16 protein-coding genes are annotated in these 17,897 nt (G+C 72.0%); 13 read left to right on the plus strand and 3 right to left on the minus strand.

Going from position 1 to position 17,897, the window contains the following annotated elements:
• Nucleotides 1-87 precede the first annotated feature (87 nt).
• From mfd to AB0C01_RS27615, 4 genes are all read left to right on the plus strand, one after another.
• On the plus strand, nt 88-3,720 hold the full coding sequence (mfd, locus tag AB0C01_RS27600) for a transcription-repair coupling factor (RefSeq protein ID WP_357241708.1): 3,633 nt from the start codon (nt 88-90) through the stop codon (nt 3,718-3,720).
• Nucleotides 3,721-3,784: 64 nt separating this feature from the next.
• A complete protein-coding gene (locus tag AB0C01_RS27605; RefSeq protein WP_357572508.1) occupies nt 3,785-4,591 on the plus strand; it encodes a hypothetical protein in 807 nt (268 codons plus the stop codon).
• A 2-nt stretch (nt 4,592-4,593) separates the two neighbouring features.
• The gene (locus tag AB0C01_RS27610) at nt 4,594-5,571 is read left to right on the plus strand and encodes a nucleoside triphosphate pyrophosphohydrolase (RefSeq protein WP_354983478.1); all 978 of its coding nucleotides are present in this window, start codon (nt 4,594-4,596) and stop codon (nt 5,569-5,571) included.
• Between the two features lie 146 nt (nt 5,572-5,717).
• Nucleotides 5,718-7,337, plus strand: coding sequence for a DUF885 domain-containing protein (locus AB0C01_RS27615; RefSeq protein ID WP_357572509.1), 1,620 nt, complete (start codon nt 5,718-5,720; stop codon nt 7,335-7,337).
• Between the two features lie 23 nt (nt 7,338-7,360).
• On the opposite strand, the gene nudC is transcribed toward AB0C01_RS27615, so the two are convergent.
• Nucleotides 7,361-8,227 (minus strand): NAD(+) diphosphatase, encoded by an 867-nt coding sequence (gene nudC / locus AB0C01_RS27620; protein ID WP_357572510.1) that lies wholly within the window; start codon nt 8,225-8,227, stop codon nt 7,361-7,363.
• Nucleotides 8,224-8,919, minus strand: coding sequence for a hypothetical protein (locus AB0C01_RS27625; RefSeq protein WP_357241722.1), 696 nt, complete (start codon nt 8,917-8,919; stop codon nt 8,224-8,226). The genes nudC and AB0C01_RS27625 overlap by 4 nt, the downstream gene beginning before the upstream one ends.
• Before the next feature lie 213 nt (nt 8,920-9,132).
• Here AB0C01_RS27625 and eno point away from each other — a divergent pair, with 213 nt between their 5' ends.
• From eno to AB0C01_RS27645, 4 genes are read left to right on the plus strand one after another with little or no spacing between them, the layout of a single operon-like run.
• Entirely contained in the window at nt 9,133-10,416 is a 1,284-nt protein-coding gene (gene eno, locus AB0C01_RS27630; protein ID WP_184181511.1) for a phosphopyruvate hydratase, read from the plus strand.
• A gap of 31 nt (nt 10,417-10,447) precedes the next feature.
• Nucleotides 10,448-11,089, plus strand: a complete 642-nt coding sequence (locus AB0C01_RS27635; RefSeq protein ID WP_357242396.1) for a septum formation initiator family protein — start codon at nt 10,448-10,450, stop codon at nt 11,087-11,089.
• Between the two features lie 28 nt (nt 11,090-11,117).
• Nucleotides 11,118-11,675 carry a DUF501 domain-containing protein gene (locus AB0C01_RS27640; protein ID WP_357572511.1) on the plus strand — a complete coding sequence of 186 codons (558 nt, stop codon included), beginning with the start codon at nt 11,118-11,120 and terminating at the stop codon, nt 11,673-11,675.
• Nucleotides 11,676-11,710: 35 nt separating this feature from the next.
• Nucleotides 11,711-12,208: an amino-acid N-acetyltransferase gene (locus tag AB0C01_RS27645; protein ID WP_357242399.1), complete on the plus strand. Its 498-nt coding sequence runs from the start codon at nt 11,711-11,713 to the stop codon at nt 12,206-12,208.
• Nucleotide 12,209: 1 nt separating this feature from the next.
• Here AB0C01_RS27645 and AB0C01_RS27650 read toward each other — a convergent pair whose 3' ends face one another.
• Nucleotides 12,210-13,082, minus strand: a complete 873-nt coding sequence (locus AB0C01_RS27650) for a polyhydroxybutyrate depolymerase (RefSeq protein WP_357242402.1) — start codon at nt 13,080-13,082, stop codon at nt 12,210-12,212.
• Nucleotides 13,083-13,187: 105 nt separating this feature from the next.
• Here AB0C01_RS27650 and AB0C01_RS27655 point away from each other — a divergent pair, with 105 nt between their 5' ends.
• The 5 genes from AB0C01_RS27655 to AB0C01_RS27675 all read left to right on the plus strand — a co-directional run bounded on the left by AB0C01_RS27655 (nt 13,188) and on the right by AB0C01_RS27675 (nt 17,742).
• Entirely contained in the window at nt 13,188-14,213 is a 1,026-nt protein-coding gene (locus AB0C01_RS27655; protein WP_357241729.1) for a helix-turn-helix transcriptional regulator, read from the plus strand.
• A 22-nt stretch (nt 14,214-14,235) separates the two neighbouring features.
• Entirely contained in the window at nt 14,236-15,174 is a 939-nt protein-coding gene (locus AB0C01_RS27660; protein ID WP_357572553.1) for a Ppx/GppA phosphatase family protein, read from the plus strand.
• Nucleotides 15,175-15,440: 266 nt separating this feature from the next.
• Nucleotides 15,441-15,773 carry a PadR family transcriptional regulator gene (locus AB0C01_RS27665; RefSeq protein WP_030328782.1) on the plus strand — a complete coding sequence of 111 codons (333 nt, stop codon included), beginning with the start codon at nt 15,441-15,443 and terminating at the stop codon, nt 15,771-15,773.
• On the plus strand, nt 15,770-16,813 hold the full coding sequence (locus AB0C01_RS27670; protein ID WP_357572512.1) for a hypothetical protein: 1,044 nt from the start codon (nt 15,770-15,772) through the stop codon (nt 16,811-16,813). Before AB0C01_RS27665 ends, AB0C01_RS27670 begins: the two co-directional genes overlap by 4 nt.
• Nucleotides 16,814-16,944: 131 nt before the next feature.
• Nucleotides 16,945-17,742 carry a hypothetical protein gene (locus AB0C01_RS27675; RefSeq protein WP_357572513.1) on the plus strand — a complete coding sequence of 266 codons (798 nt, stop codon included), beginning with the start codon at nt 16,945-16,947 and terminating at the stop codon, nt 17,740-17,742.
• Nucleotides 17,743-17,897: the final 155 nt, after the last annotated feature.

Raw genomic sequence — 17,897 nt, forward strand, 5'->3', positions numbered from 1 at the left:
GGACGGGGATAGGCTTGCGTGGTGCCCCCCCGTCCGGCTGGACGAGGGGCCGCCGTCGTGTGCGTCGACTCCCCGGAAAGGTCTCTCTTGCTCACCGGTCTGTTCTCCGCAGCCCTGGCCGACCCCGGGCTGACCCGGGCGCGTGACCTGGCGCGCTCCGGTGCCGCCCAGGTCGACGGCCTCGACATCACCGCCCCCGCCGCGCTGCGCCCGTTCGCGGTCGCGGCGGTCGCGGCCGACAACGACGGGGCCGGGCGGCCCGTGCTGGCGGTGACCGCCACCACCCGCGAGGCCGACGACCTGGCTGCCGCGTTGGGTGGGCTGCTGCCGGCGGATCAGGTGGTGGTCTTCCCCTCCTGGGAGACGCTGCCGCACGAGCGGCTCTCCCCACGCTCGGACACCGTGGGTCGCCGGCTGGCTGTGCTGCGCCGCCTCGCGCACCCCGAGTCGACCGACGCGCACGGCGGCACCGGGCCGCTGCGGGTGGTCGTGGCCCCGGTCCGTTCGCTGCTCCAACCGCAGCTCAAGGGGCTCGGCGACCTGGAGCCGGTGCAGCTCGCCGCTGGCGAGGAGGCCGACCTGGAGGAGGTCGCCCACCGCCTCGTCGACATGGCGTACGCGCGGGTCGACCTGGTCACCAAGCGCGGCGAGTTCGCCGTGCGCGGCGGCATCCTGGACGTCTTCCCGCCCACCGACGAGCACCCGTCGCGGGTCGAGTTCTGGGGCGACGAGGTGGAGGAGATCCGCACCTTCGCCGTCGCCGACCAGCGGACCATCGAGCAGGTCCCGTTGCTCTGGGCGCCGCCGTGCCGTGAGCTGCTGCTGACCCCGGCGGTCCGCGACCGGGCCGCCGCCCTGGCCGAGCAGCACCCCGAGCTGGCCGAGATCCTGGACAAGCTGGCCGAGGGCATCCCGGTGGAGGGGATGGAGTCCCTCGCTCCGGTGCTGGTCGGCCCCGACTCGCTGGAGCTGCTGCTGGACGCCATGCCGGCCGGCACCCACGTGCTGCTCTGCGATCCGGAGCGGATCCGCACGAGGGCGCACGATCTGGTGCGTACCTCGGAGGAGTTCTTGCAGGCCAGTTGGGCCGCCGCCGCGGTCGGCGGCCTGGCCCCGGTGGACGTCGGCGCTGCCGCCTTCCGCACCCTCGGCGAGGTACGCGCCGCCGCGGGCAGGCTCGGCCAGCCGTGGTGGACGCTGTCGCCGTTCGGTCTGGTCGAGGGGGAGACGGCGGCCGAGACGCGGCAGCCCTGGGAGGACGCGCCGGAGCAGGCCGCCGTCACCCCGGACGACGCCATCGCGGTGACCCTCGCCGCCCAGCCGGCCCCGCTCTACCACGGGGAGACCTCGCGGGTGGTCGAGGACCTCAAGCGCTGGGCCGGCGAGGGATGGTCGATCGCGCTGGTCTTCGAGGGGCACGGCCCCGCCCAGCGGGCGGTGGAGGTGCTGCGCGACGCCGGCCTGGGCGCCCGGTTGACCGAGGAGGTGCCGACCGCGCCCGTCCCCGGCGAGCTGGTGGTGACCTGTGGTGCGCTGAGCAGCGGGTTCGTCGACGAGGCGTCCCGCTTCGTGCTGCTCACCGGCAATGACGTGACCGGCGGTCGGGGCACCTCGACGCGGGACATGCGCAAGATGCCGAGCCGGCGACGCAACACCATCGACCCGCTGGAGTTGAAGGCCGGCGACCACGTGGTGCACGAGCAGCACGGCATCGGCCGGTACGTCGAGCTGGTGCAGCGCACCGTCAACGGCGCCAGCCGGGAATACCTGGTGATCGAGTACGCGGCCAGCAAGCGGGGCCAGCCCGGCGACCGCCTGTTCGTGCCCACCGACCAGCTCGACCAGCTCAGCCGCTACGTGGGCGGCGAGCAGCCGACCCTGCACAAGATGGGCGGCTCGGACTGGCAGAAGTCCAAGGCCCGGGCCCGCAAGGCGGTCCGGGAGATCGCCGCGCAGCTCATCCAGTTGTACGCCGCCCGCAAGGCGTCCAAGGGTCACTCGTTCGGCCCGGACACGCCGTGGCAGCGGGAGCTGGAGGACGCCTTCCCCTGGCAGGAGACGCCGGACCAGCTCGCCGCGATCGACGAGGTCAAGCGGGACATGGAGCAGACCGTCCCGATGGACCGGCTGATCTGCGGCGACGTCGGCTACGGCAAGACCGAGATCGCGGTACGGGCGGCGTTCAAGGCCGTGCAGGACGGCAAGCAGGTGGCGGTGCTGGTGCCGACGACGCTGCTGGTGCAGCAGCACTACAACACGTTCGCCGAGCGGATGAGCCAGTTCCCGGTGCAGATCCGGCAGCTGTCGAGGTTCCAGACCCCGAAGGAGACCGAGCGGACGCTGGAGATGGTCGCCGACGGCACCGTCGACATCGTCATCGGCACTCACCGGCTGTTGCAGACCGCCACCCGGTTCAAGCAGCTCGGGCTGGTGATCGTCGACGAGGAGCAGCGCTTCGGTGTCGAGCACAAGGAACACCTGAAGACGCTGCGGGCCTCGGTCGACGTGCTGAGCATGTCGGCCACCCCGATCCCGCGCACACTGGAGATGGCGATCACCGGCATCCGGGAGATGTCCACGATCGCCACGCCCCCGGAGGAGCGACACCCGGTGCTCACCTTCGTGGGCGCGCAGGACGACCGGCAGGTGGCGGCGTCCATCCACCGCGAGTTGCTCCGCGACGGCCAGGTCTTCTACCTGCACAACCGGGTCGAGTCGATCGACCGGGCGGCGCGGCGGCTGCGGGAGCTGGTGCCCGAGGCGCGGGTCGCGGTGGCGCACGGCCAGATGGGTGAGGACGCCCTGGAGAAGGTCATGGTCGGCTTCTGGGAGAAGGAGTTCGACGTCCTGGTCTGCACCACGATCGTGGAGTCGGGCATCGACATCCCGAACGCCAACACGTTGATCGTGGAGCGGGCCGACCTGCTCGGCCTGGCCCAGCTGCACCAGATCCGGGGCCGGGTCGGCCGGGGCCGGGAGCGGGCGTACGCGTACTTCCTCTACCCGCCGGAGAAGCCGCTCACCGAGCACGCCCACGAGCGGCTGGCGACCATCGCGCAGCACACCGAGCTGGGCGCCGGCATGTACGTGGCGATGAAGGACCTGGAGATCCGGGGTGCCGGCAACCTGCTCGGCGGCGAGCAGTCCGGGCACATCGAGGGCGTCGGCTTCGACCTGTACGTGCGGATGGTCGGCGAGGCGGTCTCCGCGTTCAAGGGTGAGCGGTCGGAGGACGAGCCCGACGTCAAGATCGACCTGCCGATCGACGCGCACCTGCCGCACGACTACGTGAGCGTGGAACGGCTGCGCCTGGAGATGTACCGCAAGCTCGCCGAGGCACGCGACGAGGAGCGGTTGACCGAGGTGGTCGCCGAGATGACCGACCGGTACGGCGAGCCGCCGGCCCCGGTACAGAACCTGGTGGAGGTGGCCCGGTTCCGTCTGCTGGCCCGCCGGTACGGCCTCACCGACGTGTCCATGCAGGGAAAACACGTGCGGTTCGGTCCGCTGCCGTTGCCGGATTCGAAGCAGATGCGGCTCAAGCGCTACCACCCGGACGCCGTCTACAAGCTGGCCACCGACCAGGTGAGCGTGCCTCGGCCGAGTACCCGTCGGGTCGGCGGGGAGCCGCTGCGGGACCAGGCGTTGCTCCAGTGGTGCGCGCAGTTGCTCTCCGATGTGCTGGGTGCCCCCGCCCCGCTCGCCGTCGCGGCGAGCTGAGGTGGGGGCCGGGGTGAGGTGGGGGCCGTCACAACACGGACGAGGGCATGAGAGAGTGACGGGCATGCGTGCTCGCCGTGTGATCGCCGCCGCCAGCGTCGCGGCCCTGGGTGTCCTTTCCCTCGCTGCCTGCGGTAAGTCCGCACCGGACGTCGCCGCGTACGTCGGTGACACCACCTATTCGTTGGAGCGGGTCGACGCGATCTACGCCGACGTGCAGACGAAGTACGGCGACGCGATCCGGCAGCAGGCGGTCCAGGCGGGTGCGTCGCCGTCGCCGGAGCAGTTGCGTTCCACGGTCACCCGTCAGGACGTGGTGAACCTCCTGGTCAGCCTGGAGCTGGGCAAGCGGGTGGCAGCTGCCAAGAACCTCCAGGTTCCCGACGAGGTCACCCCGCAGCAGTTGGAGCAGAACCTGCGGGTGCCGGCCACCACCGAGTACGCCCAGCTCTGGGGCGAGTGGGTCGACCTGCTTCAGGTGCTCAACCAGCAGCTTCCGCCCGCCGATCTGAGCGACGATTCGCTGATGGCCGTCTACGGCGCCCTGGTCAAGACCGGGGCGATCGACGCCGGCATGTCGGTGGCCGACGTCCGCAAGGCGTTCGGCGACGGCGGTTTCGTCCGCACCGCCACCGCCCTCGGCGCCGCACTGGGCGAGGAGGCCGACCGGGTCGACGTCTCGATCAACCCGCGCTTCCGGGCGGTCGGGGTGCCGTCGTTGGTGAGTACCGGCCAGTCGGTGATCTTCTACTCGCTGCCGTACATCAACGAGGACGGCACCGTCACCGACATCTCCACCCCGGAGCTGGTGCCGTCGACCGACTCCCCGAGTGCCGAGGGCCCAGCGCCGGACCAGGGCACGGCCAGCTGAGCATGACGGCACGGATCGTCCTCCTGGTCACCTCACCCCGGTTGCCCGCCGGCCTGCTGACCTCCGCGGCCTGGGATGTCGTACGCCAGCACCCGGTGTTGACCGGCGCGGAGAGCGAGCTGGTCACGGCCGTGCGCCAGGCGGGCGCCGAGGTCACAGTGGTGGAGGGGCCGGCGACGCAGCCGTTGCTGGATGCGGTGGCGACGCACGGCACTGTGGTGTGGTTGGCCGGTCCGGCGGGCGACGAGGCGCTGGCCCGTGAATTGGGTCTGCGGTTGGCCCGGCAGCCGGGGTTGGCCGAGATGGAGCTGATGTACGGCTCGTGGGATCCGCCGGGCGCCCGACTGCTCGACGCGGTGGCCGTGATGGACCGGCTGGCCTCGCCGGGCGGCGATCCGTGGAAACGCGCGCAGACGCACCGCAGCCTCGCCGGCTATCTGCTGGAGGAGAGCTACGAGGCGTACGACGCGATCAGCGCCGACGACACCGACGCGCTCCGCGAGGAGTTGGGTGACGTCCTGTTGCAGGTGGTGCTGCACGCGCGGCTCGCCGAGGAGTTGCCCGAGGACGAGCGGTGGACCATCGACGACGTGGCCGGTGGCCTGGTCGACAAGATGATCCGGCGCAATCCGCACGTCTTCGCGGGTGCCGAGGCGGGCACTCTGGAGGACATCACCGAGAACTGGGAGCGGATCAAGCGCGCTGAGAAGTCACGCGACTCGGTGCTGGACGGCGTGGCCCTGAGCCAGCCCGCCCTGGCCCTGGCCGCGCAGATCCTGAAGCGCGCCGCCCGCAGGGGCATCGAGGTCCCACCGCCGTTGGCAGACACCCAGGTGGACGCCGAAGCAAGGTTGGGCGCGAGCCTCCTGGCCACGGTAGCGGCGGCCCGCGAGGCGGGCATCGACCCGGAAGCTGCCCTGCGCCGCGCCACCCTGGCCTACGCAGAGGCCATCCGAACCGCCGAAAGCCCACCCGCCTAAACCCCCACCCCCGAACCCCCACCCACGAACCCCCAGACCCGCGTTGATCATGAAGTTGTTGCCACGACACGCCGAGGTCGACGGCAATAACTTCATGATCGACGTAACAGGTGGCAGTGGGTGGGCCGGTCGGTAGGGTGGGCCGGGTGGAGGCGTTTGGGGTACTAGCTGAGCGGGTTGTCGAGGCACTGCTGGAGTCACGGCCGGGGGTTGCCACCGCTGCCGGGGACCACCGGTTCGACGACCGGCTGCCGGACCTGTCCGTCGACGCGCTGGCCGCCGACCGGGCGATGCTCTCCGACGCGGCCAACGCGCTGTCCGAACTGGACCCGGACTCGCTCGACCTGGACGAGCAGGTCGACCACGCGCTGCTCAGCTCATTCGTGGACCGGGAGCTGTTCGAGCTGACCGAGATCCGGTCGCACGAGTGGGATCCGCTGCGCCACAACCCCGGTGCGCTCCTGCACCCGCTGCTGGCCCGCCCGTACGCCCCGGCGGAGGTGCGGCTGACCCAACTGGCCGGCCGGCTCGCCGCCGTACCGGACGCTCTCGCCACCGCCCGCGCGACGCTGCGGGACATGCCGCGGATCCACGCCGAGACGGCGGTCGGGCAGTTCACCGGCACGGCCGCGCTGATCCGCGACGAGCTGCCGGCACTGCTCGCCCAGGCGCCGAGCACCCTCGACCGGGTCGAGCCGGCGGCGACCGCGGCGATCGCCGCGCTGGAGGAGTTCGTCGCCTGGCTGCGCGTCGGCCTGGCCGACGACGCCGCCCCGGGCCGTGACCCGCGACTGGGCCGACGCCGCTGGGAGGCCCGCCTCTGGCACACCCTCGACACCGAGTTGAGCGCCGCCGAGATCCAGCGCCGCGCCTGGGCCAACCTGGACCGGGTCACCGCCGAGATCCGCGAGGCGGCAGTCCAGCTGGTCGGTGGCCCCGCCGACGACGCGGCCGTCCGCCGCGCACTCGACGTGCTGGCCGCCGAGCACCCGAACGACGCGACGATCGTCGACCTGGCCGGCATCACGCTGGACGAGGCCACCGACTTCGTGCGCGCGCACGACCTGGTCACCCTCGTCGACGACCGGTGCGTGATCCAGGAGATGCCGGAGTTCGCCCGGGGCGTGGCGGTGGCCTACTGCGACTCGCCAGGTCCGCTGGAGACCGCGCCCGTGCCCACCTTCTACTGCATCGCGCCCACCCCCTCGGACTGGCCGCCGCACCGGGTCGAGTCGTTCTACCGCGAGTACAACGACCACATGATCCGCAACCTGACGGTGCACGAGGCCATGCCGGGGCACTTCCTCCAGCTCGCCCACGCCCGCCGCTACGTCGGCGGCACCCGGGTCCGGGCCCTGGCCGAGTCCGGGCCGTTCATCGAGGGCTGGGCGGTGTACGCGGAGGAGCTGATGGTGGGGCTCGGCTTCGGCGGCCTCCCGGTGCGGTTGCAGCAGCTCAAGATGCAGCTCCGGATGACCATCAACGCGCTGCTGGACCAGCTGGTGCACGCCGAGGACCTCCCCGAGGCCGAGGCGATGGCGTTGATGACCGAACGCGGCTTTCAGGAGGAGGGCGAGGCGGCCGGCAAGTGGCGCCGGGCGCTGCTCACCTCCACCCAGCTCTCCACCTACTTCGTCGGGTACAGCGAGGTGGCCGAGATCGCCGCGGCCCGCCCGGACGGGGTGTCGGTCCGCGACTGGCACGACGCGATGCTCGCCCACGACTGCCCGCCCCCGCGCCACCTGCGCACCCTGCTGGGGATCTGAGCCCGCCCTGCCGCGCGCGTGGGTCAGCGCCGCCGGGCGGTCACCGTCGCGTCGATCAGCCAGCGCGAGATGGAGTACGCGGGCGGCAGCTCCGCCGGCAGCGCATCCAGGCCGAACCACCGGGCCTCGGTCAGCTCCCGGCCATCGACCACCGGCTCGGCGTGCGGGTCCGCGGCCCGGGCGGTGAACCCGGCGAGCAGCACACCAGGCCCGGAGATCGCCCACGGTTGGCTGCCGAAGTAGGCCAGGCGGTCCACGGGCAGCCGGACCTCCTCGCCAACCTCCCGGTGCACCGCCGCCTCCAGTGTCTCGCCGGCCTCGACGAAGCCGGCCACCAGCGCCCACAGCCCGGTCGGCCCGGTCGCGTGCCGGACCAGCAGCAGCTCGTCGGCGCGACCGGCGGGGCCGGGCCGGGTGATCGCCACCAGTACCGCGGCGGAGAGCTGCATCGGCACGTACAGGCCGCAGGCGGGGCATCGCCGGGCGGTCTCGCCGGGCAGGTCGGTCAGCTCGGCACGGCAGGCGCCGCACCACCGGTGGGTACGCCGCCACGTCACCACCGCCAGTGCCCGGCCGGCGAGCGAGGCGTGTGGCTCCGGCACCTCGGCGGCGAGCGAGGCCCAGCCGCGCGCCCGGCCGGGCAGATCGTCGGCGCTGGGCACGTCGGTGGCCCACGCGGGTGTTCCGTCCAGGGTGCCCAGCGGCACCCAGTCGGTGTCGGCCGGCAGGTCGACCACCCGGAGCGGTCGGCCGTCGGCGGCGGTCAGCAGCTTCGCGCCGGTCACCGGCAGGGCCAGGTCGCCGGGGGCGGGCGGTCGGCTCCGGTCGGCTCCCGGCCGGAACCCGTCGGGCGCTGCGCTGGACGGGGGCAGGCCCGTCCGGTCGGTCACGAGCCGCTGGGGCGACGGTCCACGACACCGGCGCCGGCAGGCGGGTCGAACGCGCCCGTGTCGACGGTCGCGGAGTAACGGCTCAGCGCCAGGTCCACCGGCTTGCCGTCGACCGGCCCGGTGAAGCTGCCGAGTACGCCCTCCGTGGTCACGCAGGCGGTGAAGTCGCCGGACGACGAGCCCTGCACCTCGACGCAGGCGGCGTGGTGCCCGGCGACCGTGGTGTCGCTCTGCTTGATGACCGCCTGTGGGTCGAGCGCGGCGGCGGTCAGCAGCCCGACCACCACGGGTGGGGTGGCGAGGCCCTTCTGGTTGGCCTCGCCGAAGAGCGTCACGGTCGGTTTGCTGCCCGGTGTGGGCGGGGCGACAAGCGTGCACTCGGGGCGGGCGCCTGTCGTCGTACACCTGGTGATGGCCTCCGGGGTGACGGTGAGTCGCCCGCCCGGGTAGGTGTACGCGGACCGGGCCGGATCCTGGGCCTGCACGATCGCGGCGCGCTGGCCGCCCGGAAGTTGGTAGTCGGCCGAGTAGGTCAACTCCAGCGCCCGGTCGAGCCGGGCGGCGAGGTCGTTGACGAGTTCCGAGCGACCCATGGCGACTCCGGCGTCCTCGAACGTCTGACAGCCGGTGACCGTGAGCGACGCGATGACCGACACGGCGAGCATGCGGAGGGTGGTCGAGGCGGCGGGCATGACGACCAGCCTGGTGGATCTGGTCCGCGCAGCGCAAACCCGTTGCCGGTTGACGCCCGGAAATCCGGGAATGTCCGTCAACGCGGGGCGACTCGGGTGCGCGGGCGACGCCGTGCCCGTTCGCGCCGCCCGATACGCTGCGTTCAACACCTGCCTCAGCCGCACCGTCGCGGCCCACCCACGGACCGGATCACAACAACGAGGAGCGACTTAGTGGCAACCATCGAGGGAATCGTCGCCCGGGAGATTCTCGACTCGCGGGGCAACCCCACGGTCGAGGTCGAGGTCGGCCTGGACGACGGCACGGTCGCCCGCGCCGCCGTGCCCTCCGGCGCCTCCACCGGCGCCTTCGAGGCGATCGAGCTGCGCGACGGTGACGCCGACCGCTACCAGGGCAAGGGCGTGGAGAAGGCGGTCTCCAACGTCGAAGACAAGATCGTCGACCAGATCATCGGGTACGAGGCCAGCGAGCAGCGGCTCATCGACCAGAAGATGCTCGACATCGACGGCACCGACAGCAAGTCGGAGCTGGGCGCGAACGCCATCCTCGGGGTCTCCCTGGCGGTGGCGAAGGCCGCTGCCGGCAGCGCCGAGCTGAGCCTCTTCCGCTACCTGGGCGGCCCGAACGCCCACCTCCTGCCGGTGCCGATGATGAACATCCTCAACGGTGGCGCGCACGCCGACTCGAACGTCGACATCCAGGAGTTCATGGTCGCGCCGATCGGCGCGCCCACCTTCCGCGAGGCGCTGCGCTCGGGCGCGGAGGTCTACCACGCGCTGAAGTCGGTGCTGAAGAAGAAGGGCCTGTCCACCGGGCTCGGCGACGAGGGTGGGTTCGCGCCGAACCTGCCGACCAACGCGGCAGCCCTGGACCTGATCGCCGAGGCGGTCGAGAAGGCCGGTTACCGGCTCGGCACCGACATCGTGTTCGCGCTCGACGTGGCGGCCACCGAGTTCTTCGACAACGGCACCTACACCTTCGAGGGTGCCGCGAAGTCCGCCGAGGAGATGAGCAACTACTACACCAAGCTGGCCGGTGACTACCCGATCGTGTCGATCGAGGATCCGCTGGCGGAGGACGACTGGAGTGGCTGGCAGACGCTGACCGCCTCGATCGGCGACCGGGTGCAGATCGTCGGTGACGACCTGTTCGTGACCAACCCGCAGCGCATCGCCCGCGGCATCGCGGAGAAGTCCGCGAACGCGGTCCTGGTCAAAGTCAACCAGATCGGCTCGCTGACCGAGACCCTGGACGCCGTGGACCTGGCCCACCGGGCCGGCTTCAAGTGCATGATGAGCCACCGTTCCGGCGAGACCGAGGACACCACCATCGCCGACCTGGCGGTGGCCACCGGCTGCGGCCAGATCAAGACCGGCGCGCCGGCCCGCTCGGACCGCGTCGCGAAGTACAACCAGTTGCTCCGGATCGAGGAGGAGCTGGCCGACGCGGCGCGCTACGCGGGCGCCGGCGCGTTCCCGCGCTACCGTTCGGCCTGAGCGCGCGAAGCCTCGGGGGAGGGGTGTGACGATGCAGCAGCGCCGCACACCGGGTGGTCAGCGTCCCGCCCGCCGGCCGGGTCAATCCGGTCGGTCGGGTGGCGGCCGGGCCACCCGGGGATCGGTCCGCGAGACCGGCGTCCGCGCCGAGCCGCGCGGCACCGCTGGTCGGGCTCCGGGCGCGGCCCGGGGCGCCGAGGGCGTCCGCTCCGCGAATCGTCCCGCCGCCGCTCGGCGTACCGCCGCCGGTGGCGCCGTCAAGCGGCTCACCGCACCCCACCCTCGTCGCTTCACCGGTCGGGCCACCGTGCTGTTCGCGGTCCTGATCGCGCTCGCGCTGGCCTACACCTACCCGGTCCGGGTCTATCTGGACCAGCAGGCCGACATCGAGCGGATGGAGGCCGCGCAGGCGGTGCAGGAGGCGGAGATCGCCAAGCTCGAGGCCGAGGCCGCCAACTGGAAGGACGAGGCGTACATCGAGACCAAGGCCCGGGAGCGGTTCTTCATGGGCCGCCCCGGCGAGAAGATGATGGTGGTGCTGAACGACCCGGAGGGCGCCGCCCGGGACGCCGGGAAGTCGGCCGGTTCGGCCGCCCCGGCGGGGCCAACGACCTGGTACGACACGCTCTGGTCGAGCGTGCAGGCGGCGGACAGCCAGCAGCCGGGCAAGTGATCCACCGATCGACGCACCAGGAGAGACCGTGACTGTCGTACCACCGTCGGAGCCGGCGGCGGATTCCGTACCCCTGCCGCAGCGTGAGCCGGCCACCGAGGCGGACCTGGCCGCGGTGGCCGCGCAGCTCGGCCGGACGCCCCGGGGCACCCGGGCGGTGGCCCACCGTTGCCCGTGCGGACTCCCGGACGTGGTGGAGACGACTCCCCGTCTCGCCGACGGCACGCCGTTTCCCACGCTCTACTACCTGACCTGTCCCCGGGCCACCGCGGCGTGCAGCCGGCTGGAGTCGGCGGGGCTGATGAAGGACATGGCGGACCGGCTGACGACGGATCCCGAGTTGGCTGCCCACTACCGGGCCGCCCACGAGGACTACCTCACCCGCCGAGAGGCGATCGGCGAGGTGCCCGAGATCGCCGGTGTCTCGGCGGGTGGCATGCCGGGCCGGGTGAAGTGCCTGCACGTGCACCTGGGTCACGCGCTGGGCGCCGGCCCGGGGGTGAACCCGTTCGGTGACGAGACGTTGGAGCTGGTCGAGCCCTGGTGGACGGCCGGCCCGTGCGTGGACGTCCCGGCGGCCGAGTGAACGCGCCGGCCGGGTCCTCGGCGCCGGAGAGCCAGATCCTGGTGCGGCGCGCCCGCACCGGCGACGTGCGCGGCATCCGGCAGCTGGTCGACACCTACACCAACGACCGGCGGTTGTTGAGCAAGGCGACGGTCACCCTCTACGAGCAGGTGCAGGAGTTCCGGGTGGCGGTCCGCCCCGCCGACGGCGCGGTGGTGGGGTGCGGTGCGCTGCACGTCATGTGGGAGGACCTGGCCGAGATCCGTACGGTCGCGGTGGACCCGGTCTGTCGGGGCCGACGGATCGGGCACCGGCTGGTGGGCGAGCTGATCGACGCGGCCCGCGAGTTGGGGGTGGCCCGGATCTTCGTGCTCACCTTCGAGACGCGGTTCTTCGGCGCGTTCGGCTTCCAGGAGATCGACGGCGCACCGGTGCCGCAACCGGTGTACGAGCAGTTGCTGCGCTCGTACGACGAGGGTGTCGCGGAGTTCCTCGACCTGGAGCGGGTCAAACCGAACACGCTCGGCAACACCCGGATGCTGCTGCGCCTGTAGGTCAGGCCTTGCGGGGGTGCGCGGCGAAGAACTCCCACATCAGGTCGGTGGCCGAGAGTCCTGCGGAGGAGTCGGCGAGCGAACCGGTCGTCGCCCCCGGCCAACTGTGGCCCATCTCGGGCAGGGTGTAGACGCTCACGTCGCTGCCGTCCTTGCAGCTCGCCAGCGTGTGCGTCACGCCCGGCACACCGGACGCCTTCGGGCTGGACCGGCAGGAGAGCCGCTGCTGCCAGGTCTTCATGCCGGCCTGGAACGTCGAAGCGTACCGGTCCTGGCCGCCGATGAAGGTGATCACGGAGACCGGGCTCTTCGGCACGTAGGTCTCGGCCGTGGTCAGTTTTCCGCTGTACCCGCCGCTGACCGCCCCGATCGCGGCGAACTTGCCGGTGCTCTCCACCGCCGCCCGGAAGCTCATGTCGCCGCCGTTCGAGATACCGGTGAGATAGACCCGATTCGCGTCCGCGTGCCAGGTCTGCACCAGGTGGTCGGTGAGGGCGCTGAGGAAACCGACGTCGTCCGCGTTGCCGCAGCAGATCAGCGCGTTGAAGCCGCCGTCCACCCCGTCGGGATAGGCCACCAGCGCGTTGTCCTTGTCGGCCTTGGCTTCCAGGCCGGCCAGCTCCCGGATGCCGGTGGCGCTTCCGGGATAGAAGTGCAGCGCGATGACCAGCGCGGGCGACCGGCTCGGGTCGTACCCAGGTGGTGCGTGCAGCAGGTAGCTGCGCTCCTGGCCGTTGTGGTTCAGGGTGAGGTCGTGGTCACCCGCAGCCGGGGATTCGCTGGTCGCGGCGGGCGGGGCCGGCGCGGGCCGTCCCCGCTCACCGCAAGCCGCAACCAGGACAATGAGGCAGAGCCCCGTCAACACCGCCATCATTCGCCGCACGTCGGCCACCCCCCGTAGACCCGCGTCCACTCTGGAGGTGCGTCGCTGGTGGAACAACCCTTTCGGCCCTGGGCGAAGGGGGGCAGGCTGTCCCTCATGCTTCGTCTCCAGCTCGGGCCGGCCGACCTCTGTCGGGTGCGGTTCGCCGACCGGCTGCATCCGGTCGGCACCGCACTGCTGGCCGGTCAGTGGCTACGGGACCCGACGGTTGCGGCGTTGGCACCGGCGCTGGCCGATCAGGCGGCGACGGTCGAGCGCACGGGCACCGCGCGGGCCGCCACCGCGACGCTGCGGCACCTGCTCCCCGCCCGGGGACGCCTGCCGGACTTCGTCACCCCGTGGGCCGGCCTGGAATCGGTCGAGGCCGGTCTGGAGGCGATCCGGGCCACTCCGGCAGGGCGGATCCGGGCCGAGGCCACCGCGTCGTACGCGCAGACGGCTGTCACCCCGCTGCGGCGGCGGTTCGCGGATGCTGACCCGGAGGTGTTGGGCCTGTTCGGCGGGGCCGTCCGCACCTGGTTCGACGCGGTCCTGGCACCGCTCTGGCCCGATCTGACCGGCGCGTACCGCCAGCAGGTGACCTGTGCCAGCCATCGGCTGGCGCAGCATGGCCTGGACGGCCTCTTCGCGGGGTTGCACCCGGCGATCCGGTGGCGGGAGCCAATGCTGGAGGTGCGGACGTGGTGGAGCGGGGACCTGCCCGGCACCGGCCACGGGCTGATCCTGCTGCCCTCCCCGTTGGCCGGACCCCGCCCCCGGGTGCTGGTCCAGCCCGGTCACCCGATCCTGCTCGTCTATCCGACGGTGCTGCCCGCGCTCGGGGCCACCGCCGGGGGTGATTCCCTCGGTCGACTGCTCGGTGCCACCCGGGCGCTGGTGCTGCGTCGGCTGGCGGTCGACGGCGGGATGACCACCACCGTGCTGTCCCGGGCCGTCGGGATCAGTCTCTCCTCGGCCTCGGAGCACGCCACCGCGCTGCGGTCGGCCGGTCTGGTGGCCAGCGAGCGGGAGGGTGGGGCGGTTCGGCATCACCTGACCGCGCTCGGCGCGCAGTTGTCGAGCGGCTCGTCCGAGGGGCGGCACCCCGGCCACGCTCCGGGGTGGCCGCCCGTCCTGCCGTAAGGTTGCTGCCGTGACGACGCGTGTGGCGGCCATCGACTGCGGGACCAACTCGATCCGACTGCTGGTCGCGGACCTGCCCGAGGAGTCCACCGGGGCGCCGCTGACCGACCTGACCCGGCGGATGGAGATCGTCCGACTCGGCCAGGGTGTCGACCGCACCGGCCGGTTGGCGCCGGAGGCGATCGAACGGACCCGGGTGGCACTGGCGTCGTACGCGGTCGACATCGAGAAGCTGGGCGCGGAGCGGGTGCGCATGTGCGCCACCTCGGCATCCCGGGACGCCGCCAACGCCGACGACTTCACCGAGATGGTGCGGGGCACCCTCGGCGTCGCGCCGGAGGTTGTCACCGGCGACGAGGAGGCCCGGCTGTCGTTCACCGGCGCGGTGCGTGGCCTGCCGACCGACGCGAAGGAGCCGTTCCTGGTCGTCGACATCGGCGGTGGTTCCACCGAGTTCGTGGTCGGTGACCGGGCCGCGGGGGTGCGCACGGCGATCTCGGTGGACATCGGCTGTGTGCGAATGACCGAGCGGCACCTGCCCGGCGACCCGCCGACGTCCGAGCAGGTCAGGGCGGCAGAGGCCGACATCGCGGCCGCGGTGGACCGGGCGCTCGCCGTGGTGCCCGGCCGCGAGGCGGCCACCCTGGTCGGCCTCGCCGGGTCGGTCACCACCGTGGTCGCCATCGCGCAGGGCCTGCGGGAGTACGACCCGGAGCGCATCCACCACGCCCGGGTGTCGTACGAGGCGGTCGCCCAGGTGACGGCGGACCTGCTGGGCCAGACCCGTGCGCAGCGGTTGGCGATCCCGGTGATGCACCCGGGCCGGGCCGACGTGATCGGTGCGGGAGCGCTGGTGCTCCGCGTGATCATGGAGCGGGCCGGGATGCCGTCGGTGGTCGCCTCGGAGCACGACATTCTCGACGGCATCGCCTGGAGCCTCCAGCCAACCACCGAGCGCTAGGCGTTGATCGACTCGCCCTCCATGTAGCCGGGGTGTCCGGGCAGCGTGGATGCCCCGTTTTGCGGACAACCACGGACTCGCCACACGCCAAGATCGTGCTCGATCACGGAAATAGTGGCATCGTCCATACGCTGAGGCCACTACATCCCTGATCGAGCACGATCAAGGGGCGCTCGTGCCCGTGCCCGTGCCCGTGCCCGCGTCCGCCCGGCGTGTCGGGGCGTAATCGTTGACGGTACTTCGCATTGCACAGTAGTGTGCATTGCGTGGACACCACACAGTTGCTGAAGGGCGTGCTCGACATGGCCGTCCTGGCTGTCCTCCGAGAGGAGGACGGCTACGGTTATGACATCCTGCGCCGGTTGCGTGAGGCCGGCCTGGAGGAGGTCGGTGACGCCTCGGTCTACGGGACGCTGCGCCGCCTCTTCGCCGCCGGCCTGCTCACCACCTACGTCGTGCCGAGCGAGTCCGGGCCGCACCGCAAGTACTACTCACTCAACGCCGCGGGGCGCGACCAGTTGACCCGCTCCGGCAAGCTCTGGCGCTCGTTCGCCACCACCATGGACAGTCTGCTCGACGATCGGGGGATGGCGGCATGACCGTCGCGGAGCAGGAGATCACCGACTATGTGGCGCGGGTCCGGGCCGCTCTGGCCGACCTGCCGGCCACACAACGCGACGAGCTGACCGAGGATCTCGCCGACCACCTCACCGAGGTCGCCGCCGAGGCCGAGGGCACCCTGGTCGAGCGGCTGGGCGAGCCCGAGACGTACGCCGCCGAGCTGCGCGCCGCGGCCGGCGCCGCCCCGGGCGGCGGTGGCCGCAATCTCGACCACCGGGTCACCGCCGCGCTGGTCCGGCTGCGCAGCCGGCTGAGCGCGATCGACACCCGGCTCGGTCCACCCCTGGGGTACGCGCACGCCAGCGACTTCCTCCGCCTGCTGCGCCCCGGCTGGTGGGTGCTGCGCGGCTACCTGGCGGCGATGCTGGTCAGCGTGGTCAGCAGCGGTGGCGGCATTGGTCTGCTGCCCCGCTTCGGTGGCGAGCTGCTGGCTGGCCTGATCATGCTGGTCGGCTTCGTCCTCGCCTCGATCTGGCTCGGACGCCGGTCCGCCCAGCTGGCCCGCTGGCCACGATCGGCGGTGCAGGTGGGCAGCGCGGTGCTGGTGGTCTTCGCGCTCATCGGGCTGGTCGACGCTGAGGGTAGGCACGCCGACGACTACTACTACGACCAGACCTCGGTCGACAGCCAGTACAGCCAGGTCCGGGACGTCTTCGTCTACGACAGTGAGGGCCGGCTGGTGGAGAACGCCCGACTCTTCGACCAGGACGGCAACCCGATCCGCCTCGGCTACCCGGACTGTGGTCCAGTCAGCGAGAACGGCAATCCGCTACTGCGGCCGTACCCGTACTGCGTGGACCGGGCGCCCTTCGGCCCCCGCGGTCCGGCCGGGTCCAATCCCACCGTGACAACACCGCCCGCGACCAGCACGCCGCCGGCCGGGCCGACCAGCACGCCTACGGCGGAGCCGACCAGCACGCCGCCGGCCGGGCCGACCAGCACGCCGTCGAGCGGAACGACGACCGGCGAGCCCTCGGCGGAGCCCACCAAGACACCGAGTCCCACCCCCACGAGTTGAGTCACGGTGTGTGAATTGGATCATGCGGGCGAGGCTGGAAATAACTGAACGGACGAGGCGAGCGGGACGGCACCGGAAATCAATGATCGTTACGGTGTCGTCTGCTCATCCACCCCTCGGAAGGAACCCCCGTGCCAGAGCAGGTCGCACCGCAGTCCGCGTCCGACGCCGCACCGGCTGAGCCGGCCGTCGAGACGCCGCAGCCGACCGAGCCGCAGGCGGCGGTGTCCCGTCCGGCCGAGTCGGCGTCGGTCGAGCCGCGTGTGGCCGAGTCGAAATCGGCCGGTGCGGTTGTGCCCAAGCCGCGTGTGGCCGACCCGGAGTCGGCCGGGTCAGAGTCGACCGGGTCGGAGTCGGCCGCGTCGCGCCCGGCAGACCCGAAGTCGGTCGAGTCGAAATCGGCCGAACCGATTGTGCCCAAGCCGCGCGTCACCGCCGCGGAGTCGACCGACCCCGACTCGGCCGAGCCGCGTTCGGCAGACCCGGAGTCGGCAGACCCGGAGTCGGCCGAGCCCGAGTCGGTCGAGCCGGAGGTGAAGAAGTTCGGTGCGATGAAGGTCCTCGGCATCGTCGGCGCGATCCTCGCGGTCGCCGTCGTCGCCGGCCTGAAGTTCGGTGTCGTCTCGGCGATCGGCAACGTCATCAACAAGGACGAGACGGCTGCCGCCAGGGCCGGTGACTGTATCGCCAAGTTGCCCGAGGTCACCGGCACCAAGCAGGAGAAGGTGACCGACGCCAGGATCGTCGGGTGCGCCTCCACCGAGGCGGTGTACAACGTGGTCGGTCGGGTCGACGACCAGACCCAGGACCAGGCCAGAGCCGGCACGGCCTGCGAGCAGTACTTCAAGCCGGACGAACAGGGTTACATCTACTCCACCATCCTGCCCGGCAAGACGGGCTACGTGCTCTGCCTGACCAAGAAGGCCTGACCACAGAAGGCCTGACCACAGCGGTGGATCGGCATCGACGGCGGCGGGGAACCCACCCCGCCGCCGTCGGCGTACCCGGAGTCACCGGCGGGCGAACAGGAGGTGAATGCCACTGTTCCGGCGTCTTCCCGGCGGCGGCGCGGCATGGCAGGCTA

It is taken from the genome of Micromonospora sp. NPDC048905, from assembly GCF_040649655.1.
Classification (GTDB): Bacteria; Actinomycetota; Actinomycetes; order Mycobacteriales; family Micromonosporaceae; genus Micromonospora.